This window comes from Marinobacter manganoxydans MnI7-9, assembly GCF_000235625.1.
GTDB lineage: Bacteria > Pseudomonadota > Gammaproteobacteria > Pseudomonadales > Oleiphilaceae > Marinobacter > Marinobacter manganoxydans.
In genome coordinates this window covers 1-21,433 of record NZ_AGTR01000026.1, presented here as the reverse complement: position 1 = coordinate 21,433, position 21,433 = coordinate 1, and the positions used below count along the sequence as shown (strand labels likewise).

Here is a 21,433-nt window from a genome sequence, read left to right as displayed (position 1 = left end):
CGGTAACCATCACATCATAACAAACGGGCACAGCGAACCCGTTCAGCCGCTGCCTTAGCTCTGATTGTTATATTGTTATTACCGGCAGATGATTACTATGCTACTAAATAAAGTAGCAGTTTCGATAGGGCCGATTGTCGCACCCTTGATTTATCGCAATTATGGTGATGCCGATGAGCTTTTACGAAGACAGAATACTGCCTCACATCATAGACCGGGCTTGCTCAATGGGCCAGGTGATGAAACTTCGTAGCCAGGTAGTTCCCCACGCCAAAGGTGTCGTCCTGGAAGTGGGCATGGGCTCCGCCATCAATATGGAATTCTACAACGCCAACAACGTCGATATGGTGTACGGCCTGGAGCCATCAGAAGGCATGCGTAGAAAGGCCCTGCCAAACCTTGCCAAAACTCCAATAAAGGTAGAGTGGCTGGATCTGCCCGGGGAGAAAATCCCTCTGGACGACAACTCCGTGGACACCGTTCTGCTGACCTTCACCCTGTGTACGATCCCCGACTGGAACGCCGCTCTTCAACAGATGCGCCGAGTGCTCAAACCCGGCGGTGAACTCCTGTTCCTCGAACACGGCGAATCGCCCCACGATGACACGAGAAAATGGCAAAACCGCATCACCCCCGGCTGGAAAAAGCTGGCCGGCGGCTGCCACCTGAACCGACACATCGCAGACCTGATCCGTCACGCCGGCTTTGAAATCCAGGAACTTGAAAACCTCTACATCCCGAAGGCACCGAAAATCGCGGGATACATTTATAAGGGCAGGGCGATCAACCCGCTAAAGACCAGCCCGGCAGCCTGATAGTGCGGGCAGAATCCGAATTGCGTTACCCCACGCAGACTTATACAATTCTGCCCGTCAAAACCTCCCCCGAATGCTCCGGTGGTGAAATTGGTAGACACAAGAGACTTAAAATCTCTCGACCGTTAGGTCGTGCCGGTTCGATTCCGGCCCGGAGCACCATCTTTGTTATCAGTGTCCCTCCAAGTGTTTTCTTGTGATCTTCGTCGAATCGCAGGTCTCGACGGCAAATGAGCAGTGATCGACGTTTCTTCGGTAGGCGTAAGCTTTAACTCAATGTTTTCCGTCCAAGGAGACAGAACGCCATGGCCGAAGTTGAAACTATTGGTAAGCAAATCGCAGATTATGTGAACGATCCCATCGAGAAAGCCAAGAGGCTGATCGTGACGCCAGTGGGGCAGGCGAGAATGATTGTCTGTACGCCATCACCCGGCCAGGGTGCCTCCTCGGCGATTGAAGCGGCAAACAGTCTGCTTTTGGAAGATGATCAGATAGCGCTGGTCGAAGATGTCAGTGAACTGACAGATCCTGCGCAGGTGGTTTCCATCATCAATGATGGTGGTATCGAGACCGATAAGGGGTTCCATGTGGCTTTCAGTCTTTCTGACGAGACGATTGCAAGGCAGGTGGAGAAAGAGCTCGACCTCAAGGTCTTTACGGGGCAATAGCCCCGTTTGATGGATAGGCGGCCATTTGGCCGCTGCTACTATTTTTTCGACATTGCTTCCAGCATTTTGTTAACCGCTTCCAGGTGCTCAGGCTCGTTGTGGCACATGCCCTGGAAGTTGGCGCACACATCCAGAAAATCCTTCAGCTCCATCCTCGGTGCCATTTTCATCAGGCGTTTGGTGAGGCGAGTGGCTTTCGGTGGTTGGCTGGCCATGCGACTTGCCATGGCATTGGCGGCGTTCATCAGTTCGTCCGCTGGTACCACCTCCAGAACAATGCCCAGCTCCTTTGCCTCGGTAGCGTCTATCACCCGCCCGGTGAGCGTAAGCTCGAAGGCGCGCTGGTAGCCAATCAGGCGCTGCATGAACCAGGCGCCGCCGTCACCCGGAATGATTCCCAGGTTAAGAAAGGTTTCGCCAAACTTTGCGTTTTCCGAGGCAATGCGGATATCGGCCATATTGGCCAAATCGAAGCCGGCGCCGATGGCGGGACCGTTGACCGCGGCGATGATGGGCACTTCCACATTCTGAAGGGCCAGGGGAATGCGCTGAATGCCTTTGCGGTAACGGTCGGCGCATTCGGCCACGTCACCTGCAAAATCGCCGCTGCGGTTGGCCATGTCCCGAATGTTGCCGCCGGCGCTGAACGCAGAGCCCGCTCCAGTGATCACCAGTACCGACACGTCTTCGCACTGGTTAACCCATTCCGCGGTGGTCACGATGTCGTCGATCAGGTTTGAGCCGGTCAGTGCATTGCGCAGGTCGTGACGGTTCAGAGTAAGCGTGGCGACACGGTTCTCGAGGGTCAACAGGGCATCGGTGAGCTTGGGTACGGTGGTCATTGTTGCGGTTCCTTGTTTTTGATCAGCGCGTATCTTCGCGCGCGGGAACCGGGTTAATCAACTGCCACCCGCGCTTTTCGGTACCGGCTTACTTCCGTCCAGCCATGCACCGCCAGGGCGGAGAATACAATAACACCACCTACCAGGCTGAGCTTTGGCGGTACTTCGCCGAGGAATAGCCAAACAAGGAAAGACCCGAACACGGTTTCCAGAAGCAGCATCAGGCTGACTTCCGCCGCCGGAATATAGCGGGGGCCAATCTGGATCAGGATGCACGCAGTGGGCAGGAACACCAGACAGAGCAGGGCGATAAAGAAGAAATCATGGGCCGAGGGCACCTGCGCACCACCAAGCAATGCCGCCACACCTGCCAGTACCAGCGCGCCGAACATAAGCATCACGCTCATATCGCTGTCGGGTTTGGAGCGCGCTACGTTGAGGTTGGAGGCCAGGGCAGTGGCGGCAACCACGGCCATCAACAGACCCAGAGGGTCGCCCTTGCCGAATTCTCCCACGGCCATGAAGGTGGCGCCGGTGACGCACACCAAAATGACTACCCAGGTGCGAAGAGGCAGCGTTTCTTTCCAGACCGCCCAGGCAATCACGGCCGCGATGACCGGCGCGGTGTTCAGGATGACCAGCACATTGCCGGCGGCTGTGTTCTTCATGCCAACCACGAACCCAAGGGTACTGATGGCAAAGGCACCGGCACAGAACAGGCCTTTACGGCCGCATTTTCGAATTTCAGGCACCAGTCGGGAACGGTATCGCGCCCAGCTGATCACAAAAAAACTGATCGCCAGTAACAGGCCGCGCCAAAACAGAAAGACCACAGGATCCACGGAGGTGATTTTCACCAGCAACGCATCGGGCACGATAAACAGCACGCCCAGAGCTGCGATGGTCAGTCCTTTGATTCTGGTAGTCTGCAACGTGGCTTCGCCTGTTCCGGTGTGGTGGTTCGGTTAATTTATGGGTTGTCCTGTTCCGGCAGCGGCTGGATGCTGTTGATGTCGCCGGTTGGTGTTGCTGGATCGTCTTTTACGATTATGAAGACTGCTCCGCCGATAACCGCGATGGCGAAGATGGCTTTGAGGATCATTGATTTTGACATGCGTTATTCCTCTCTGCAGTTTTGGCTTCTACCAACAGCCTATGGGCAGCAGAGGTCTATAACAACCGCAACGCATTGAAAACTGAGCATCCTACAAAAGTCGCTTCGACAGTATAGACGCAGTCAGCAATACTCTGGGTAAGATTCCAGAATGCCCGGTGCAGCAACGATTCAAATGGAGTGTCCACATGACTGAACAAACACAAGAGCTGGTGCACAAGTACAGCGAAAATGGCATTACCACGCTTACACTGAACCAGCCGGAGAAGAAAAACAGCCTTTCCATGGCCATGCTCGAGGCCTTGTCTGAAGAGCTGGCGATCATCGCCTCCGATTCGAAAACGCGGGTTGTCGTCCTTGCGGCTCATGGCAACGTGTTTTGTGCCGGCCATGACCTCCGGGAAGTGCGTGAGCAGTTCGATAGCCATGAATTCCAGCTGGCCCTGTTTAACCAGTGTAGCAAGGTGATGCAGCAGATCGTGAACCTGCCCCGGCCAGTCATTGCGCGGGTTGCGGGTGTTGCGACCGCCGCCGGCTGCCAGCTGGTGGCCAGCTGCGACCTGGCCGTGGCGGCCGATACCGCCCGGTTTGCGACGCCTGGCGTGAATATCGGGCTATTCTGTTCCACGCCGATGGTGGCGCTGTCCCGGAATGTGTCACGCAAGCACGCGATGGAAATGCTGCTGACCGGTGAGATGATTGGTGCCGTGAAAGCTGAACGCATCGGACTGGTCAATCAGATTGTTGATGAGCAGCACCTGGACGAAATGGTTTACAAGCTGGCGCGTACCATTGCCGACAAGTCTGGTCATACCCTGAAGATTGGTAAGGAAGCCTTCTACCGGCAACTGGAAATGCCGCTGGAGGACGCTTATGAGTACACCTCAAAGGTGATGGCAGACAACATGATGGCGAACGACGCCCAGGAAGGTATCTGCGCATTTCTGGAGAAGCGCAAGCCAGAGTGGCAGGACAGCTGAACCGGTTGCTGAGACATTGCCCGGCCTAATTTGCGGGGCAATTGTCCTTTCCGATGGCGAGCCGGTCGCCCGTTCCGATTCCATGTTCCAGGAAAAAGCCGGCGTTCATCTCCACGGCCTCGATGAATGGCACACCGGCCGGGTAGGTGGGGCAACCGGATCCGCTGGCCGAGGGGCAGGGCACCATCTTGCGAATGCTGCCAATCTTGCCATCCTCGTTCAGGTAGGCGATGTCGAGGGGAATCAGGGTCTTGTACATCCAGAATCCGTGGCTGGCTGATCTCGGCTCGCGGTATTTAAACAGCATCCCGGCATCGGGAGCCATGGACGTACGGCCCATCAGTCCTTTCTGGCGTTGCTCGGAAGTGCCGGCAATCTCGAGTTGCACTGGCACCACGCCCGACGCAGACACAAAGCAGGCCTCGACAACCGGCAGGCCGTCCTGAGGCGCTGCAATGCCCGAGGAGCAGCCGTAGAGCAATAAGCTGGCTGCAAGGAGGGCCCAGACTTCCGCCCCCCGAACCGGGCTTGATGCGCAGGTCACGAGCGCAACCGGTAGCCGGTCTTGAAAATCCACCAGATGCCGACCATGCAGGCCGTGAGGAATACGAGGGTCATTCCCACACTGATGGCAATATGAACGTCAGACACGCCGTAAAACGCCCAACGGAAACCGCTGATCAGGTAAACCACCGGATTGAACAGGCTCACGGTCTGCCAGACCTCTGGCAGCATGTCGATTGAATAGAAGGTACCGCCAAGGAAAACCAGCGGTGTGACAATCATCATCGGCACGATCTGCAGTTTTTCGAATCCGTCGGCCCAGATGCCGATAATGAAACCGAACAGGCTGAAGGTCACCGAGGTAAGCACCAGGAAGGAGAGCATCCAGAAGGGGTGCAGTACGTCGTAGTCCACGAAGAACTTGGCGGTCGCCAGGATGATAAGCCCAAGAATGATGGACTTGGTGGCAGCAGCACCGACATAGCCCAGCACCACTTCCACATAGGAGACCGGGGCAGAGAGCACTTCATAAATCGTGCCCGAGAACTTGGGCATGTAGATGCCGAAGGAGGCGTTCGAAATACTTTGCATCAGCAGCGACAACATCACCAGGCCGGGGATGATGTAAGCGCCGTAGGCGATGTTGTCGATGTCGCCCATCCGCGAGCCAATCGCTGAGCCAAACACCACGAAATACAGGCAGGTGGATATAACCGGCGAGAGCACACTTTGCATCACAGTGCGCTTCATGCGGGCCATTTCAAAATTGTAGATTGCGCGGATACCGTACAGGTTCATGCATTTCTCCAGAATAGCCGGCAGTTTTACTCGTGCACCAGGCCGACAAAAATCTCTTCAAGGGAGCTTTCCCGGGTTTGAAGGTCTCGGTATTCGATACCGAGATCGCCAAGCGTGCGGAGCAATCGGGTTACCCCTGCCTGCTCTCGCTGGGAGTCGAAGGTGTATATCAGCTCGTAACCATCCTCTGACAGCTCTATCGGCTCCAGAGTCAGTTCACCGGGCACCTTGTCCAGTTTGTGCTGCAGCTGCAGTCGCAACTCTTTCTTGCCCAGCTTGGTCATCAACTGGGCCTTGTCCTCGACCAGAATGATCTCGCCACCGCGAATGACACCGATGCGATCCGCCATTTCCTCGGCTTCTTCGATGTAGTGGGTGGTGAGGATGATGGTCACGCCATGTTCCCGAAGTTTGCGCACCATTTCCCACATGTCCCGCCGCAGTTCAACGTCGACGCCCGCCGTGGGCTCATCCAGGAACAGTATCTGGGGCTCATGGGAGAGCGCCTTGGCAATCATCAGGCGGCGCTTCATGCCACCGGAGAGAGACATGATCCGGTTGTTGCGCTTGTCCCAGAGAGAAAGATCTTTCAGGACTTTCTCGATGTGCGCAGGTTTCGGCGCCTTGCCGAATAGCCCACGACTGAAGGAAACGGCATTCCAGACAGTTTCGAATGAATCGGTGTTGAGTTCCTGTGGCACCAGGCCGATGGTCTCGCGGGCCTTGCGGTAGTCTTTGACAATATCGTAACCGGCGGCCGTTACCTGTCCGGAGGAGGCATTGACGATACCGCAGATGATACTGATGAGCGTGGTCTTGCCAGCGCCATTGGGGCCGAGGAGGGCGAAGATCTCGCCACGGCGGATGTCCAGGTTAATGTCTTTCAAAGCCTGAAAACCGTCGCCATATACCTTGCTCAGGTGCTTAACGGAAATATCCGGCTGCACGGGCGTGTCCTGTGGTCAGAATGGGTCGAATTGAAGGCGCAGTATTTTCTCATGAGTAGCGCCAGTTTAGAAACCTTTGCCTCGGCCGGAGAAAACCCCATAATGCCGGCCGGGTTTGTTCGGGAAGCGGTTATGTTACGCGCGATTGCTGTTACAGGATTGATTCTGGCCGTGGTTGGTGCCGGTGTGTTCGGTTGGCGCCTGCTGGGAGACACTGGCAAAACGTCCGGCGGAGAAAGTCAGACCGTTCAGTGTGATCTGCTGGAAAGCGGTCCGTGCCAATGGTCGAATGGTTCCGGAGATTGGCAGGTTGCCCTCAACACCATGGGCGTGGGCGCTCAGGGCACCGAATACCAGCTAACCGTTGCTACACCGGAACGTCCGGAACGCTTTCTGGCTGTTCTCCGGGGCGAGTCCATGTACATGGGCGAGTACCCGGTGCCCCTCGGCAAACAGTCGGAAAACCAGTACTCCGCCCGTTTCACAGCGCCGTTCTGCACCGTGGATGGCAAAATGACCTGGCGCATTGATCTGCAACAGGGCCAGGAACCCATCGAAAACATCCCGGTTAAGCTGGTTTTCCAGGCCGAATAGCACCGGGACAGCTGAACCGACAACTGGTCGGCTGACAACGGTCCGGGATTGTGTAAAATCATCTCATCGCCATTTGCAGGGACAACGTGATGGATTACGGAGATAGCGTTCAGAAGGTTCTGCTCAGAAAAATCCGCAAAGCCGAACAGGATCTGATTCAGCTAAAGCTGGATTACTGCCGGTTTGTTTTCGGCCTGACTCATCGCGCGAAAGTGCTGGCCGGCGGCGTAACCTATGTGGTTCGTTCCGTGGATGTGGACAGCATGGCAAATACGGATGATGGCGGCTTCAGCCGGCCTGAAATAACCGGAACCCGAGTGGACGAACAGGATCATGCGGAACCCGTTGCCCTGGGTACCGACTGGGTACTTGAAACCGCAAACAAACAGGCTGCTAAATAAACGCGTTGGCAGTAATGGCGTCGTAAAGACTCGACGTGGGCGGTACGAAATGGTTGTATCGCCAGAACTCCGCACCTTCCAGACCCGCCCGGAAACAAGCCAGATAAACCGCACTGTCTGTTAATGTGCTGATCGCCTGCATCGCCTGCGGTTGACGCATCCCCGTTTTTCGATTGATGGTCTGGGCAACAATCCCGGCCAGTGCCTCGGAATGCCGACTGCCTTTGTCGCTCAGGGCGCACCCGGCACCGTACAGCCAAGCCGTGGCATAGGCTTTGACCGCATCGGGTGCGGTCGCTAGCGCCAGACCCTTTACACGGCAATCCCGTTCCTGGAGACCAGCCAGAATGTGCAATCGGGTGATGAGCTCAGCCCGGTCCGGAGCAGCTTCAGGAGTCGGCCTTCTGCTGGCAACCGGCCATTCGGAATTGTTTGAGGGCAGGTCGGTAGCCACCGTGTCCCTCGTTGCTGGCCAGATTTCCTGGCGACCGACTGCGATGGGTTCGGAACGCACCAGCGAGATAACCCGCACAGCCAACAGGACAAGCAGCGCCAGCAGCCCGACCTGAATGAAGAGAATCAACCCGTTAACCATCATCACCAGAACTCTGAATGTTGCAATAGGTGATCTGAGTGTAGCGGAATGTATCCTGGCAATACCGCCAACCGGTCGCCAATTACCAGTTTAGCGTTGGCCGAAATGACGGAACTGTGATGGGGATCGCAGTGCGGGTTAGCAGGTGGGCATGGTCTGCAAAGCCAGCTTGCGGCGAATATAGCGGCCGAGGATGTCTACGCCGATGTTAAGCATGGCCGTTATCAGGATCAGAACCATTGCCTGGTCGAACCGGATACTCTGTATCGCGCTATCAACGTAAAAGCCAAGGGTGTAGATGCCGAGAATACCAAGGATTGCAGTTTCTCTCATGATGATTTCCCAGCGATAAAATAGAAACGCCAGAAATGATCGGTAGATCCGGGGCACGAGTTCCCAGCTATAGCGATTAAAGCCTTTGGGAGCATCGGATCTCAAACGGATCGTGTTGGTTTGCCGGCCAATCAGGTGGCCTATGATGCCGCCATTGTGAAGGGCCAATGCAACCACCGCAGGAAGCATGGAAGGTCCCCAGAGTTGCAGGAGTATGTAGGCCAGGATGTACTCAGGGGTTGATCGGGCAATTACTAGAAAAATATGGCCGGAGGTTCGACGTATAGGGCCGCCAAAATGATTTGAGATCAGGGGGAACGCCAGCAGGGTGAGGATACCCGTGGCCACCAGCGCAATCTGAGTGAGAACCACAGTATTCCAGATGCCAGGCAGTGCCTGCTCGATCATCAGTTCATTCAGCCACGGTAAAAGGCCGGCCAGGCCCTCTCCATCCCTGAGTGGGCTGGGGACAATATCCTCGGTGAAAAACCGTTCAACATTACCCCAGACGATGGGCAAGCCATCGCCAAGGAAAAACGGAGCCCCCACGATATACACGGGTAACAACTTGGGTCTTACCCATAGTGGAATTGTGGCAATGAGCACGTAAAAGAGGATCAACATTGCGCCGGCGTCGGAGTACATCCCCTGGGAAAAAGAGGTTTCCAAATAAAACCCCAGAGTTGGCAGGCCCACAAATCCGAGTATGGCACTCGAACGCAGCCCGCATTCAAGGCGATAGGCGGTGTAGGTTCTCAATTGGACCCAGCAATCAGGAATCCTGGTATACAGAAACGCCGCGATAGTTCCTGTTCCCGGTGGCAAGAGCCTGCCCGGCTCCGGGTCAGCTTCCTCGAGAATCTCGGAGTAAACCTTGGCGAAGATGCCGGAATAAGGTATCGCAATCGCCAACACGCCCGTCAGGGGGTGGAAACCGAAAAACTGCAAAAAAATAAGAGCCCAAAAGAGCTCATGAATCGCCCTGATGAAAGCACAAAACACCCGCACCGGGAGGAATCGGTACACCAGAGCCAGAAAAAATCCGCAAACCCCGCCAACGGTCACCCCAACAAAGGCGAAGGCCACTGTTCGCAATAAGGCGGTAAGAAGACCTTCGCTGCTGAAAAAGTTCGGAGTGAGTACACCCAGGAAAAAGTTGCCCAGATCCCGCCAGGGATTGTTTGCGGTGATCGCAATATCGGCAAACAACAGCCCCACAAGCGCAATAGCAAGAAAGATCAGGCTGGTGCGAACAGTTGGGTAGGAGAGCATCGCTCGACAGATCCTAATACAACGACATGATGTCTGCGGCCGCCAATTGGTCAGTAGGCTCATCAAGGGCGACCTGCCCATTCTGTATGCCAACAATGCGGTTACAGTACTTCATCGCCATTTCCACATCGTGAAGAGCGATAACACTGGTTTTGAAGCGATCTCGCAGCAATTGCATAACGTGATGCGCCATGGGGCCGTCCAGTGCGGAGATGGGTTCATCTGCCAATAAGACCGGGGCGTTGCGATAAAGGGCTCTGGCAATGGCCACCCTTTGACGCTGCCCGCCCGAGAGCGAAGCTGTGGGAATCCAGAGTTTTTCAGACATTCTCAATGCGTCCAGAAGCTCCAGGACCTGTTTTCTGTCCTGTTTGAATGGCCGCACAAGGGTAATGGTGTTGTACCAGGTGGCATGCTTGTCGAGCTGGCCCATGAAAACGTTGTGAAATACAGGAAGGGCGTTTACCAGGCCAAGCTCCTGAGGCACAAGAGATGACTGGCCATCCACTCGCTGGTGAATAAGTCGGATAAGAGTGGATTTACCTGCACCACTCTTACCGACCAGGGCAACCTGATCTCCTTCCTTTACCTTGAGGGTGAGGGGCCCGATTACCCGCTCACCCCCAAAAGAGGCCGTCAGGCCTGAGAGATCAAAGCCTGCCATCAATCAATGATTCCGATTTCTTTCGCTACTTTGCGAATCGGCTCATAATCGTCGTTTGAAGCGGGAATAAAATCAGAACGCGGGAAGCTCTCAAGCAGCTCGGGATCATCAAGCGATAACAGGGCTTCGCGAACGCGATCGGTAAAGCCTTCGCCGTAGTTTTCATCCACGTCGCCACGGATGCTCCATTGGTAATTCGGGAACCCGGGTGTTTTCCAGATGACCTTCACGGCGTCGGTATCAATGTTTCCGTTTTCCAGTTCTTTTTCCCAGACCGCGAAGTTCATCGCGCCCACTTCGTAGGTGCCGGACTCGACCAGACGGAGGGTGCGAGTGTGGTTGCCGCTGTAGCCGACGCGAGAAAAGACATCTTCAGGTGCTTCGCCAAACGTTTCGCGGATGAGGTACTCCGGAATCAATCGTCCCGACGTTGAGCCCTTTGATCCGAAGGTAAAGGTCTTACCGCGTACGTCTTCTGGCAGGCTATCCTGACGATCCAGGCCGGTGCTCTCATGAGCAATAAAATAGACGTAGAAGGCCTGGTCTTCAGTGCCCTGTGCGATTGCCTGCGAACCGGGTACAAGTGATCTCGCCTGAACACCCGACAGGCCGCCAAACCACGCCAGCTGCACCTGGTTATTCCGGAAGGCGGAAACGGCAGCCGCATAGGATTTCACGGGGATGTACTTCACATCGGCATCCAGTTCCTCGGAAAGGTAGTCCGCAATGCCGCGAAAACGCTCGACGAGCTTGGTTTCATCTTCGTCCGGTATTGCCGTAAAAATGAATGTCTGCGCGGTCACGGCGGCTGAAAAAAGAGAACAGAGACCAATAATCAGCAATTTCCGTATAAGATTGTGGGTCATGGTTTTTCCTTTTTGGAATGGATATTTACAGTGCAGAGATGAAGCGAACGACTCCTGCTTCAGAAGGATACCTTGATTTGGGTTAACTCTGAACAGCTGTACGGTTTGCGGGTTTAATTGGCTCAGGGCCGAACACTTCATTTTTCAGTAAGCTGGGTTCAATCAAAGACAATGCATCTGATAATGATCACGCCGGCGCAGCCGGGTTCGAAAGCAGGAAACCGGGCAACGGCGGAACGGTGGGAGACCTTGCTGGAAAGTGCCGGGCACTCGGTCGACGTGGTTACTGAATACCACGGTGAACCCTGCGATGCGTTTATAGCCCTGCATGCCTGGCGTAGTGTCGATGCCATACGACATTTCGGCGAAACCTGGCCTGAAAAGCCGCTCATCGTGGCTCTCACCGGCACGGATATCTATCAGCACCAGCACGAATACCCGGAAGATACCCGGTATTCTATGGGCGCTGCCGATGCGCTTATTGGTCTGCACGACTTGGTAGCGCACGACATACCCGCCGGCCTTGCCAGCAAATTGGTCACGCTATACCAATCGGCTGAGGGGCCGGAGGCCTTTCCGGCGCCGCAAGCGGATCTCACGAAAGAGAGTTTTGGCGCTTGTGTGATTGGTCATCTTCGGGACGAAAAGGATTCTCTGAGGGCGGCTTATGCCGCACGATTGCTTCCGAAGGACTCGAAGGTACAGGTTTTTTGTGCCGGCAGGGCCCACAACGACGCATGGCACAACAAAGCAGAGCGGGAAATGGCTGAAAATCCACGCTTCCACTGGCTCGGCGAGCTGGATAAAACCCGCACCCGGCAGTTGATGGCGAACAGCCAGTTAATGGTGATCAGCTCGGTAATGGAGGGTGGCGCAAACGTGGTCTCCGAAGCCTGCCGGGCTGGCTTGCCGGTGTTGGCATCCGACATTCCGGGCAATGTTGGTTTGCTGGGGCGTGACTATGCCGGATATTTTCCCGTTGGCGACGAACAGGCGCTGGCCGGTCTGCTGCAACACGCAGAGACCGAACCTGGGTTTCTCGAAAGCCTCAAAGCCCAGGTTGGTAATCTGGCCGAGCGTTTCCTGCCCGAAAAAGAACAGGCATCCCTGGAGCAGGCGCTACACCTTGCAATGCAGCGCTGCTCACAGGGACGTTAATCCCGCAGGGAAATAGGCTCGATGGGCCCCGATTCATCCTGGGCGGTAATTCGGCCGATGATGGCTGTGTGCGGATAGCCCAGGGCTTTCAGTTCCCGTACACACTCCTCTGCCTTGTCCGCCGCAACGCTTGCCAGCAGACCACCCGCCGTTTGAGGGTCAAAAATCAGGGGATATCGGGCATGATTTACCCATTTTTCCTGATCCCGGATACCCCGGCGCAAGCGGATGTTTGCTGGTTGCAGGGAACTGAGGATCCCTGCTGCCGCTGTTTCCTCCGCGCCCGGAAGGATCGGGATGGCAGAAAGGTCCAGTTCGGCATCCACACCCGAGGGCTTGGTCATTTCAACGAGATGCCCGAGGAGACCGAAGCCGGTAACGTCTGTACAGGCTTTTGATCCAAATTTCCTGAGGCAGTCTGCTGCCGCCTTATTGGACTGGACCATGGAGGCGAGGGCGGAATCGATCCACCGACCTTTGGCCGCCAGCTTTGCGTGAGCGGCAAACAGGGTGCCTGTACCGATGGGCTTGGTGAGAATCAGGGCATCGCCCGCTTTCAGGCCACCTTTGCTCATGACTTCTTCCGGGTCGATCAGGCCGTTGACTGCAAAGCCCAGGGCCAGTTCCTTGCCCTCGCCGGTGTGCCCGCCAACCAGCGCGCATCCTGCCTCGTTCAGCACTTCAACAGCACCAGACATCATCTGATAGACGACATCCTCAACCTTGGACTCGATGCCGTAAGGCACCGTGGCAACGGCCGTGGCACTCTGGGCTTCGGCGCCCATGGCAAAGACGTCACCGAGGCTATGATTGGCCGCCACCTTGCCAAAGATGTAGGGGTCGTCAATGAACGCACGGAAGAAATCCACGGTGTGAACCACGGCTTTGCCGGGCGGCACCGTCAAAACGGCGGCGTCGTCCGGGGCGTGAAGGCCGATCAGGATATCGTCCCGCTCGATGGGTTTCAGCTCTCCCAGGGCACGCGAAAGAACGGTGCTGCCCACCTTGGCGCCACAACCACCACAACGCATGGCAACCGCCGAAATGGCCTGGGAGGCTTCCTTGACATTCTGTGCGGCAGCCGTATCCGGCAGTTTGGATTCTTCCTCCATTGGAGGCAGATCGTTGAACTTCTTCATGAAGCGGCGATCGATCCAGTCTTTCCAGCGCCAGACCCAGGCGCCGTCGAACTGCAAATCTCCCCGGGAAGCCACAGCGTACTTGTCCCCGGTGCTGATTAGCGCTAACCACTTTTTCTGAGGATGAAAATCCTTCGGATCCTTGCCGGTTGCAAGCCGCTTGAGGTTGTCGGCGAGGGGAGGTCCCTGTCTTACCGCAAATACCCCCGCTTTTTCTCGGGGGTGATTCAAGACGTTGGCAATATCGCCAGCAGCAAAAATGCTGTCGTCATTCTCCACTTGCAGGGTATCGCGTACTCTCAGGAACAGCCCATCGTCCAGCGCCAGGCCTGTGTCCTTGAGCCATTCCGGGCCACCAGCCCGGATTACCCAGAGCACTTCGTCCGTTTGCAGGGTTTCGCCGGATTCGGTAATCAATAACCCTTCCTGAACCTTGCTGACTGGCGATCCCAGATGGACCTTCACACCACGATTCGACAAGGTTTTTCGGAAAACCTCACGCACCTTGGGGTTGTGGGTCGGTAGAATTTGGTCGGCGGCGTCGAAGAGGTGGAAATGCAGCTGACCGGGATCTTTACCACGCTGTTTCAGTTCATTCTTCAGTCGAAACTGCATGGCGAGGGTCAGCTCAACGCCACCGGCACCAGCGCCAACCACGGCAACCGCCAGCGGCCCGTCGTGATTCTCGATACGGGAAAGCAGTGCAAGCCAGCGGTTGTTGAAGCCGGTGATCGGCTTAACCGGAACCGCGTGGTCGGAAGCGCCTTCCACTTCATTGACCCTAGGAGACGAGCCAATATTAATGGACAGTATGTCGTAGGGCACATCCGGGCGACCGCGGCAGATAACCCGCTTCTGATCCCGGTCGATGCCCATGGCTTCGGCCCGGTAAAAGCGCGCACCAGCGTACTCCGCCAGGCGGCTCAGATCGATGTGGACATCGTCGTAGCTATAGTGGCCGGCCACGTAGCCAGGCAGCATGCCGGAATAGGGGGTGTGGGTGTCGCGGCAGATCAGGGTCAGGCGCACGCCGGGGACAGGGTTCATGGCGAACCGCTTGAGTACCCCGACGTGGCTGTGCCCGCCGCCAATCAGGACAATGTCCCGTAAAACAGGCTGGTCAGGCGTTCGCATCAGCTGATTTTCTTGGCTTCAGCGCTGAATTGGCTGTATCCCTTGACGTTTGAGAAGGCCTTCAGCTTTTCCTGGTCTTCGGCAGACGGATTGGCGATCTGGTCGATGGAGGTAATGCCAGCGTCCTTCATCTTCTTGGCGGTGGCCGGGCCAATGCCTTTGACCAGCGTCAGGTCACTCTTGTCGAGGGGCTTGGCCGCTTTCGCAGCCGGTGCTTTTTTGGCCGCAGGTTTCTTCGCAGCTGGCTTCTTGGCAGCAGGTTTGCTGGTTGAAGCTTTTGCTTTGGAAGCGGTTTTGGCGCCTTTCTTCGGTGCGGATTTCTTCGCAGCGGTGCTGGCTTCCTTGCTCACTTCATCAGTCAGCTTCTTCACGTCGTCGCCCGCTTCTTTGGAGGCGACGCCCAGGCGCTCCAAGATGCTGCTCTGCAGTTCATGGAATTCCTCAAGGCGACGCTCAAACTCTTCGTGGAAACGCTTCATCTCGCGGTCGCGAAGCTCGTCGATTTCCTTGAGCAGCTTGCGAACAGGCTCCTGAACCTGGTTCTGCAGGCTGTCGAACTGCTTCAGCGCATCGTTCACCAGGCCTTCGATCTGGGAAGAAGTCTTTTCGAACTCCTTGTTGACCTTTTTCACGATTTTATCAACGTTCTGTTTGGCTTTCTTCGCCATGGAATGTCTCCTTACGGGCAGGTTTCAACGAAAATCAATATCAGGCCATCTGCCGGAAACCGGACATGGAGCCTGGGGAACGACGTGATTTGAGCGACTGTTTCTTGGATAGCACTTCCCGGATTCTGCGGAGCTTTTCCGCCAGCGACGAGCTGCCGTTGGAGTCGAGCTCTACAAAATCGATTGAATAGAAGAAATTACTGCAGTGTTTTCTGCGTTCGGTCACCAGCCCGGCGAGTCCTTCTGCGCGGATCTTGTCGAACGGCATGTCCATCACGAGATCCAGCACCACGGTATCACCGGGGTTGAACACTTTGTCGGTTTTCATAACACATCCGTAGCCGTCCAGCTCATAAAGGGCAGCTTCGACAAGTTCCTTCCGAAAAAGGCCCTGTCTGACTCGGAATCGTGCGACAAGGTCCGGCAATGCTTCGTTCATGAATCGGGTTCTCTGGTGATTTCCGTATCCACAGCAACCTGTCTCATTGGGAGACAGGCTGGATATTGGTTAAACAATAGACACTGAATTCTAGTTTTGCAACGCCGTCAGTGCCATACGATCGACCGCTAACGCAGTTATTTAACAATTTCACCTGGCTGATCGGGCCAGTTTACTTGGTCTTCAATTCATACATATCAACGCGACGATCTTTCAGGTTAGTGACAGACCCCTCGTTACGCACCAGTTTCAGCTTTTCCAGGTCCATATCGGAGAACATGATCATCTCCGTATTCGGCGTGGTTTCGGCCATAACTGCATCATGCGGGAAGGCAAAATCCGAGGGTGAGAATACGGCAGACTGGGCGTACTGGACGTCCAGGTTCTCGACTTTCGGCAGGTTGCCAACGCTACCAGTGACGACCACATAGCATTCGTTTTCGATTGCGCGGGCCTGGGCGCACTGGCGAACCCTGAGGTAGCCGTTTTTGGTGTCGGTCCAGAACGGCACCATGATGATATCAACCTCCTGGCTGGCAGCAATACGGCCCAGTTCAGGGAATTCGATGTCATAGCAGATCATGATGGCGACCCGGCCGGCATCGGTCTCGAAGACCTCAAACTGGTTGCCGCCCTCGATCACCCAGTCGCGGCGTTCGTGGGGCGTGATGTGGATCTTGCGTTGCTCATCAACACGACCATCCCGGTGGCAGAGATAGGATACGTTATACACCCGATCGTTTTCGATCAGTGGCATGGAGCCGGTGATAATGTTGATGTTGTAGCTCACCGCCATTTCAGACATCTCTTCCCGGAACTGCTGGGTAAATCCGGCGAGGAAACGGATGGCCCGGGTCTGGTCCATCTGATCGGTTAGTCCCATGAGCGGCGCGTTGAAAAACTCCGGAAAGATGGCGAAGTCACTTTTGTAATCAGACAAGGCGTCCACAAAATACTCAACCTGCTCGAGCACCTCTTCAACCGAGGTGAATTCACGCATCTGCCACTGCACGGCGCCCAGCCTTATCTGAGTTTTCTTGACGCTCAGAACCGGGGAAGGTGGGGTGTAGAGAATGTTCCGCCATTCCAGCAACGTCGCGTAGCCCTGGGATTTCTCATCCTCGGGAAGGTATTTGTGCATCAACCGCGTAACCTGGAAATCGTTCGAGAGCTGGAAGCTCAGAATCGGATCGTAGATTTCCTTGCGATCGACCCGTTGAATGTACTCTTCGGGTGAATACTGTTCGGCGTATTTGAAGTAGCTCGGTATGCGCCCGCCCGCCAGGATGGCACGCAGGTTCATGGAGCGGCAGAGTTCTTTTCGCGCTTCGTAGAGTCGACGACCCAGGCGGTAGCCGCGGTAGTCGGGGTGGATAAAGACATCCAGCCCATAGAGGGAGTCACCATTGGCGTTGTGCCAGATCTTCTCGTTACGGAGGATCAGATCGTCGTAGGTGTGCGGGTTGCTGAAACGCTCGTACTTAACGCAGACCGTCAGCGCAACCGCAATAAGCTGGCCGCTTTCCTCAATGCAGATCTGGCCGTCGGGGAACTGCTCCACCAATGCCTTGATGGTGTCCTTCGGCCAGGAGCCTCCGATGTCGTCGTATACCCGATCCATAAGCTTCTGAAGCTGATCGTAGTCATCAAGCCTCAGGTTCCGGAGGTTGAGGTGCAGTTCTTCATGGGCCATTCAGTTCGGCTCCCGTTCGTTATGGAATGAGGACAATCTCAGCGTCTGCGTCAATAATTGGAAAGTTTAACAGAAGCCGCTAAAGACTTCGCACCATGGGCCGAAACACACATTAACGAATATCAATTTTATTGCTGAGGATTCGACCGTGCAGCTGACATTCGGGCAAAAGCTCCTGACTGCTTTCGGTATTCTGTTGCTGTTGGTTATGGGGGCTTTTACGCTCTCTGGCGATTTACGATTACAAAGCACCACCGAAACCTATGTGAACGCGCTGATCGACGACACCGTACAGCAGAGCACGTCGAGCATCGCAGAGTGGCTCAATACCCGGCTGGTGATGACTGAAGCCACCGCCAAAGCCCTGGAGAATGCCGAGAACGACGAAGAGGCGCGGGTCATTCTTCAGGCCATTACCACCGGCGGCGGCTTCCGGGATGTCTATGTCGGGCGTACCGACGGCTACATGCTGATGAAATCGCCGGAGGCGAATGCCACGCTGCCAGCGGATTACGATCCCCGCCAGCGCCCCTGGTACAAGAAGGCCATGAGTCTCGGAAGCGCCTCGTTCACCGAGCCGTATCAGGATGCCAGCACCAACGACATGATCATCTCCACACTTGCGCCCGTGAAGCGTGGTGAATACGAGGGCGTGGCAGGTGCTGATATCGGCCTGGGCGCGATAGCAAAAACCCTGAGCACAGTCACGCTCGCGGACACCGGTTACGCCGCTTTGATCAATGAGCGTGGCACCATACTGTTCCACCCACGGCAAAGCCTTGTCGGCAAGAACATCAGTGAGCTCATTGGCGGCAAGCCGGATCTTGGCGGGGACGCTCACGAATACAGTAATGATGATGGCAACTGGGAGGCCAGTTTTCATCCGATCAGTGAAGCGCGCGGCGTGCAATGGTATCTGGGGACCTTTGTAAACGCGGACAAAATTAACGCACCGGTCCAGAGCGCCAGAATGACTGGATTGATCATGGCCGTGATCGGCCTGATCGTTTCTCTGGTGATTCTGCATCTGGGCATCAAGGTTCTGATGGCGCCGGTTCGCCGCCTGAACAAGGCCATGGCGGACATTGGCAGTGGTGATGCCGACCTGACCCAGCGCCTGGACGATTGTGCAAAAGATGAATTCGGTGAGTTGGCCCGCAGCTTTAACCAGTTTGTCGAGAATATCCAGACGGTTGTTCGGGATGTCCAGAAGGGTAGCGCCGAACTCGGGGAAAATGTCAGCTCGCTGAGAGATACCGCCAGTACCAGTCGTTCGAGCGTGGAGAGCCAGCAGGCCGAGATCGACATGGTGGCGACGGCGATCAACGAGATGTCGGCCGCTGCGGGCGAGATCGCCCAGAACGCACAGCAAACCGCAGATGCCGCCAACACCGCGGATGCGGATAGCCGGGCTTCGCTGGAGACCGTCGCTGCCTCCCGGGACGCCGTACAGAAGCTCTCGAAGGAGATTAATGCGGCCGCAGAGGTCATCCACACCCTTGGCAAGGACGTTACGTCAATCACAACGGTGCTTGAAGTGATTCAGGGTATTGCAGAGCAAACCAACCTGCTGGCATTGAATGCCGCCATTGAAGCGGCTCGGGCGGGTGAAGCAGGGCGAGGCTTCGCAGTTGTGGCAGACGAGGTACGTAACCTTGCCCAGCGCACCCAGTCCAGCACCGAGGAAATCAACGACATGATTGAGCGTCTGCAGAAAGGCGCCAATGATGCGGTCGATGTCATGAATGCCTCAACTGCAGTATCCAATGTCAGCATGGAAAAAGCGCAGGACGCTATGGATGCCCTCAACCGGATTGCCGAGGCAATCACGTCCATCAGCCAGATGACGTCGCAGATTGCCACAGCATCCGAGGAACAGACGTCGGTTACCGAGGAGTTGAATTCGTCGATTACCCGGATTGCAGATCAGGGCCAGGAAGCGGCCGCCGCGGCCTCCGAAAACGATGTTTACAGCGGGCAAATTGAGCGCATCGGCACCGCACTGAACCAGAACGTGTCGAGGTTCCGGGTGTAAGCGAAGAGCGACTGTTAGCGGCTTAGGACTTCCAGCCGACGGCGCAGGTTCTCGAAGGTTTTGCGCCCAACGTAACGGGATTCTTCGCTCAGGTACGGGTTTTCGAGAGTAATGACCGTACGCTCGTCGAGATCAAGCTCTTTCACAGCGCGGGCGTAGTAGTGCCTGAGGAAATCATTGAAGCTGCCATCGTGGATGGCGCGCTCAATTCCCAGCTGAAGGCGATGGGCGGTTTCCTGGTCTTCGGGACCGACAAAGAGATAGGACGGCATCGGGTAGGCGATCAACAGATCAGGCTCAATTAGGAGATTAGGATCCTGCTCCAATTCCAGGTCGTAAAGCACTTCGCTTACGCCCCTGGCAAAACACTCGAAGCGTTCATTACGCAACATTCCGAACAGTATTTCGTATCGGGAGTGAGTAACCACCGGAATACCGTTGGCTTCAAGCACCGGTGTGTCTGGCCAGTGGGCGCCCTGGCCAATCCGAATCTGACTGTCTCTCAAGTCATCCAGAGTCTTGATTCCCGCAAACCGGGGCAAGGATTCCGGCATGACCACGCAAACCCGAAAACCGAGCAACCCACCATCGACCGGAAACGGTATGGCGGTCAGGGATTTCTCCCGTTCTGCGGAGGTAGCAACATTAGCGATGTCAACTAATCGTGATTGGCCGTCTGTCAGTTCCCTCAGTACGCGGCCCTGGCTCAACTCTTCACTTCTGATGATCTGAAATTCCCCGTACTCTGGCGTCTTCTTCAGAGCAAGCTCCACCAGGGCCCGGATGGCAGGGCTGTCGTAATTCCGGTACCAGAGTACGTAACCGCGCACGGCTGCCTGCGACGCAGTGGTCGATGACGTTGTGGCTGAGAGTGGTCCTGCCGCAAGGCAGAAAGCCAATGGCATCAGGCAAAGAACCAGTTTTCGGAACCGGTGGAAGACCAGGGAAGCGGGCAGAGAATATTCCAAATCAGAGATCCTTTCTTACTACTGGAAAAACCGGCTAACAAGCGGTCATGATTCAGGCACGCATCCTCACTTTAGAACAGAAACTCAAAAATAAATCGGACAACATCCAAAAAAATTGTAAAACCTTCTTGCGAGCACTGAAGTCCGTTGTAATCATCAGTTCCCAATCAATTTCGGAGCTTGGCAATGGCAATTATCGATAATCTCATCGGAGCGACCGGTCAATGGGTGGCAAGTACCGACCCCAAGGCTACACTGGCTAGCCCTCTGGCCTGGCTGAAGAAAACGGGCGGGTATGCAGCGGTGAACAAGATCATCGGACTGTCGATTCCTTTTGCACCACGGAACAACTTCAGCGTTGAGGAGGTCAGGCCAGGATATGTAAGAGCGAAAATCCGCTTGAAAGGCAACAAAAACCACTTCGGCAGCCTTTATGCGGGCGCGTACTTTCTGGTAGCCGAAATTCCCGGTGGCGTGCTGACCCTATTTGATCTGGGGCCTTCGTACACGCCGATTCTCAAGGAAATGACGTTGCAGTTTCTCCAGCCAGCCAACAGCGATGTCACTGTAGAATTCACCCTGGATCCCGAAGCCGTGGCAGCCATTCTTGCTGACGCTGACGAGACCGGGCGGGCGAAATTCTCCCTGGAAGGAAAACTGGTGGACGAAGAGGGCAACCATGTAGCGACCTCCATCGCCCATTACCGCGTCCGGAAGAAAGGGTTTAAAGCAGAGGCCTGAACAATTCAGGCCTGTTCGAGGCCAGCGATGGTTTGCAGGAAAATCTCGCCGTATTTCTCTAGCTT

Annotated in this window: 23 protein-coding genes and 1 tRNA gene; 9 read left to right on the top strand and 15 right to left on the bottom strand. The window is 55.6% G+C overall.

The window, feature by feature from the left end:
• Positions 1–173 precede the first annotated feature (173 nt).
• The 3 genes from KYE_RS06450 to KYE_RS06440 all read left to right on the top strand — a co-directional run bounded on the left by KYE_RS06450 (position 174) and on the right by KYE_RS06440 (position 1,483).
• A complete protein-coding gene (locus KYE_RS06450) occupies positions 174–815 on the top strand; it encodes a class I SAM-dependent methyltransferase (RefSeq protein WP_039881891.1) in 642 nt (213 codons plus the stop codon).
• A gap of 75 nt (positions 816–890) precedes the next feature.
• Positions 891–977, top strand: a tRNA-Leu gene (locus KYE_RS06445).
• Positions 978–1,120: 143 nt separating this feature from the next.
• Positions 1,121–1,483 (top strand): hypothetical protein, encoded by a 363-nt coding sequence (locus KYE_RS06440; RefSeq protein ID WP_008171604.1) that lies wholly within the window; start codon positions 1,121–1,123, stop codon positions 1,481–1,483.
• Between the two features lie 38 nt (positions 1,484–1,521).
• On the opposite strand, the gene KYE_RS06435 is transcribed toward KYE_RS06440, so the two are convergent.
• From KYE_RS06435 to KYE_RS21545, 3 genes are read right to left on the bottom strand one after another with little or no spacing between them, the layout of a single operon-like run.
• Positions 1,522–2,325 (bottom strand): enoyl-CoA hydratase-related protein, encoded by an 804-nt coding sequence (locus KYE_RS06435; RefSeq protein WP_008171603.1) that lies wholly within the window; start codon positions 2,323–2,325, stop codon positions 1,522–1,524.
• 53 nt (positions 2,326–2,378) lie between these two features.
• Entirely contained in the window at positions 2,379–3,257 is an 879-nt protein-coding gene (locus tag KYE_RS06430; RefSeq protein ID WP_008171601.1) for a DMT family transporter, read from the bottom strand.
• Between the two features lie 38 nt (positions 3,258–3,295).
• Positions 3,296–3,439, bottom strand: a complete 144-nt coding sequence (locus KYE_RS21545; protein ID WP_008171599.1) for a hypothetical protein — start codon at positions 3,437–3,439, stop codon at positions 3,296–3,298.
• A 188-nt stretch (positions 3,440–3,627) separates the two neighbouring features.
• Here KYE_RS21545 and KYE_RS06425 point away from each other — a divergent pair, with 188 nt between their 5' ends.
• On the top strand, positions 3,628–4,419 hold the full coding sequence (locus KYE_RS06425; protein ID WP_008171597.1) for an enoyl-CoA hydratase: 792 nt from the start codon (positions 3,628–3,630) through the stop codon (positions 4,417–4,419).
• Positions 4,420–4,444: 25 nt separating this feature from the next.
• Here the strand turns inward: KYE_RS06425 and KYE_RS06420 are convergent, their stop codons facing one another.
• Genes KYE_RS06420 through KYE_RS06410 form a run of 3 tightly spaced genes read right to left on the bottom strand, consistent with a single transcriptional unit; the run spans position 4,445 to position 6,668 of the window.
• A complete protein-coding gene (locus KYE_RS06420; RefSeq protein WP_227497774.1) occupies positions 4,445–4,996 on the bottom strand; it encodes a DUF192 domain-containing protein in 552 nt (183 codons plus the stop codon).
• Positions 4,960–5,721 carry an ABC transporter permease gene (locus KYE_RS06415; protein ID WP_008171593.1) on the bottom strand — a complete coding sequence of 254 codons (762 nt, stop codon included), beginning with the start codon at positions 5,719–5,721 and terminating at the stop codon, positions 4,960–4,962. The genes KYE_RS06420 and KYE_RS06415 overlap by 37 nt, the downstream gene beginning before the upstream one ends.
• A 26-nt stretch (positions 5,722–5,747) precedes the next feature.
• Entirely contained in the window at positions 5,748–6,668 is a 921-nt protein-coding gene (locus tag KYE_RS06410; RefSeq protein WP_008171591.1) for an ABC transporter ATP-binding protein, read from the bottom strand.
• A gap of 132 nt (positions 6,669–6,800) precedes the next feature.
• On the opposite strand from KYE_RS06410, the gene KYE_RS06405 reads away from it, so the two are divergent.
• A complete protein-coding gene (locus tag KYE_RS06405; RefSeq protein ID WP_039881896.1) occupies positions 6,801–7,262 on the top strand; it encodes a hypothetical protein in 462 nt (153 codons plus the stop codon).
• A gap of 89 nt (positions 7,263–7,351) precedes the next feature.
• A complete protein-coding gene (locus tag KYE_RS06400) occupies positions 7,352–7,663 on the top strand; it encodes a hypothetical protein (RefSeq protein WP_008171587.1) in 312 nt (103 codons plus the stop codon).
• Here KYE_RS06400 and KYE_RS06395 read toward each other — a convergent pair.
• The 4 genes from KYE_RS06395 to KYE_RS06380 all read right to left on the bottom strand — a co-directional run bounded on the left by KYE_RS06395 (position 7,656) and on the right by KYE_RS06380 (position 11,534).
• Positions 7,656–8,261 carry a hypothetical protein gene (locus KYE_RS06395; protein ID WP_008171585.1) on the bottom strand — a complete coding sequence of 202 codons (606 nt, stop codon included), beginning with the start codon at positions 8,259–8,261 and terminating at the stop codon, positions 7,656–7,658. The two genes, KYE_RS06400 and KYE_RS06395, sit on opposite strands and share 8 nt — an antisense overlap.
• Positions 8,262–8,396: 135 nt before the next feature.
• Positions 8,397–9,863 carry a PhnE/PtxC family ABC transporter permease gene (locus KYE_RS06390; protein ID WP_008171584.1) on the bottom strand — a complete coding sequence of 489 codons (1,467 nt, stop codon included), beginning with the start codon at positions 9,861–9,863 and terminating at the stop codon, positions 8,397–8,399.
• A 13-nt stretch (positions 9,864–9,876) separates the two neighbouring features.
• Complete coding sequence (locus tag KYE_RS06385) at positions 9,877–10,527, bottom strand: ATP-binding cassette domain-containing protein (protein WP_008171583.1); 651 nt, start codon at positions 10,525–10,527, stop codon at positions 9,877–9,879.
• Complete coding sequence (locus tag KYE_RS06380; RefSeq protein WP_227497772.1) at positions 10,527–11,534, bottom strand: putative selenate ABC transporter substrate-binding protein; 1,008 nt, start codon at positions 11,532–11,534, stop codon at positions 10,527–10,529. The genes KYE_RS06385 and KYE_RS06380 overlap by 1 nt, the downstream gene beginning before the upstream one ends.
• 42 nt (positions 11,535–11,576) lie before the next feature.
• Between KYE_RS06380 and senB the strand changes: the two genes are divergently transcribed.
• Positions 11,577–12,551, top strand: a complete 975-nt coding sequence (gene senB / locus KYE_RS06375) for a selenoneine biosynthesis selenosugar synthase SenB (protein WP_264622560.1) — start codon at positions 11,577–11,579, stop codon at positions 12,549–12,551.
• Here senB and selD read toward each other — a convergent pair.
• The 4 genes from selD to KYE_RS06355 form a co-directional block, all read right to left on the bottom strand.
• A complete protein-coding gene (gene selD / locus KYE_RS06370) occupies positions 12,548–14,824 on the bottom strand; it encodes a selenide, water dikinase SelD (RefSeq protein ID WP_008171580.1) in 2,277 nt (758 codons plus the stop codon). The genes senB and selD overlap by 4 nt on opposite strands.
• Complete coding sequence (locus KYE_RS06365; protein ID WP_008171579.1) at positions 14,824–15,492, bottom strand: helix-hairpin-helix domain-containing protein; 669 nt, start codon at positions 15,490–15,492, stop codon at positions 14,824–14,826. Before KYE_RS06365 ends, selD begins: the two co-directional genes overlap by 1 nt.
• Positions 15,493–15,532: 40 nt before the next feature.
• Positions 15,533–15,931, bottom strand: coding sequence for a hypothetical protein (locus KYE_RS06360; RefSeq protein ID WP_008171578.1), 399 nt, complete (start codon positions 15,929–15,931; stop codon positions 15,533–15,535).
• A 172-nt stretch (positions 15,932–16,103) separates the two neighbouring features.
• On the bottom strand, positions 16,104–17,624 hold the full coding sequence (locus KYE_RS06355; RefSeq protein ID WP_008171577.1) for a carbon-nitrogen hydrolase family protein: 1,521 nt from the start codon (positions 17,622–17,624) through the stop codon (positions 16,104–16,106).
• A gap of 148 nt (positions 17,625–17,772) precedes the next feature.
• On the opposite strand from KYE_RS06355, the gene KYE_RS06350 reads away from it, so the two are divergent.
• Entirely contained in the window at positions 17,773–19,659 is a 1,887-nt protein-coding gene (locus KYE_RS06350) for a methyl-accepting chemotaxis protein (RefSeq protein ID WP_008171575.1), read from the top strand.
• Between the two features lie 14 nt (positions 19,660–19,673).
• On the opposite strand, the gene KYE_RS06345 is transcribed toward KYE_RS06350, so the two are convergent.
• Positions 19,674–20,627: a hypothetical protein gene (locus KYE_RS06345; RefSeq protein ID WP_008171572.1), complete on the bottom strand. Its 954-nt coding sequence runs from the start codon at positions 20,625–20,627 to the stop codon at positions 19,674–19,676.
• A 186-nt stretch (positions 20,628–20,813) separates the two neighbouring features.
• On the opposite strand from KYE_RS06345, the gene KYE_RS06340 reads away from it, so the two are divergent.
• Complete coding sequence (locus tag KYE_RS06340) at positions 20,814–21,368, top strand: PaaI family thioesterase (RefSeq protein WP_008171570.1); 555 nt, start codon at positions 20,814–20,816, stop codon at positions 21,366–21,368.
• Positions 21,369–21,433: the final 65 nt, after the last annotated feature.

Excerpts from the sequence above, each read along its gene's own strand:
- KYE_RS06440 (WP_008171604.1), top strand. The coding sequence starts at position 1,121 with ATGGCCGAAGTTGAAACTATTGGTAAGCAAATCGCAGATTATGTGAAC.
- KYE_RS06415 (WP_008171593.1), bottom strand. The coding sequence starts at position 5,721 with ATGAACCTGTACGGTATCCGCGCAATCTACAATTTTGAAATGGCCCGC.
- KYE_RS06355 (WP_008171577.1), bottom strand. The coding sequence starts at position 17,624 with ATGGCCCATGAAGAACTGCACCTCAACCTCCGGAACCTGAGGCTTGAT.
- selD (WP_008171580.1), bottom strand. The coding sequence starts at position 14,824 with ATGCGAACGCCTGACCAGCCTGTTTTACGGGACATTGTCCTGATTGGC.
- KYE_RS06405 (WP_039881896.1), top strand. The coding sequence starts at position 6,801 with ATGTTACGCGCGATTGCTGTTACAGGATTGATTCTGGCCGTGGTTGGT.
- KYE_RS06385 (WP_008171583.1), bottom strand. The coding sequence starts at position 10,527 with ATGGCAGGCTTTGATCTCTCAGGCCTGACGGCCTCTTTTGGGGGTGAG.
- KYE_RS06365 (WP_008171579.1), bottom strand. The coding sequence starts at position 15,492 with ATGGCGAAGAAAGCCAAACAGAACGTTGATAAAATCGTGAAAAAGGTC.
- KYE_RS06340 (WP_008171570.1), top strand. The coding sequence starts at position 20,814 with ATGGCAATTATCGATAATCTCATCGGAGCGACCGGTCAATGGGTGGCA.
- KYE_RS06390 (WP_008171584.1), bottom strand. The coding sequence starts at position 9,863 with ATGCTCTCCTACCCAACTGTTCGCACCAGCCTGATCTTTCTTGCTATT.
- KYE_RS06395 (WP_008171585.1), bottom strand. The coding sequence starts at position 8,261 with ATGATGGTTAACGGGTTGATTCTCTTCATTCAGGTCGGGCTGCTGGCG.
- KYE_RS06380 (WP_227497772.1), bottom strand. The coding sequence starts at position 11,534 with ATGAAGTGTTCGGCCCTGAGCCAATTAAACCCGCAAACCGTACAGCTG.
- KYE_RS06360 (WP_008171578.1), bottom strand. The coding sequence starts at position 15,931 with ATGAACGAAGCATTGCCGGACCTTGTCGCACGATTCCGAGTCAGACAG.
- KYE_RS06435 (WP_008171603.1), bottom strand. The coding sequence starts at position 2,325 with ATGACCACCGTACCCAAGCTCACCGATGCCCTGTTGACCCTCGAGAAC.
- KYE_RS06400 (WP_008171587.1), top strand. The coding sequence starts at position 7,352 with ATGGATTACGGAGATAGCGTTCAGAAGGTTCTGCTCAGAAAAATCCGC.
- KYE_RS06425 (WP_008171597.1), top strand. The coding sequence starts at position 3,628 with ATGACTGAACAAACACAAGAGCTGGTGCACAAGTACAGCGAAAATGGC.
- KYE_RS21545 (WP_008171599.1), bottom strand. The coding sequence starts at position 3,439 with ATGTCAAAATCAATGATCCTCAAAGCCATCTTCGCCATCGCGGTTATC.
- KYE_RS06450 (WP_039881891.1), top strand. The coding sequence starts at position 174 with ATGAGCTTTTACGAAGACAGAATACTGCCTCACATCATAGACCGGGCT.
- senB (WP_264622560.1), top strand. The coding sequence starts at position 11,577 with ATGATCACGCCGGCGCAGCCGGGTTCGAAAGCAGGAAACCGGGCAACG.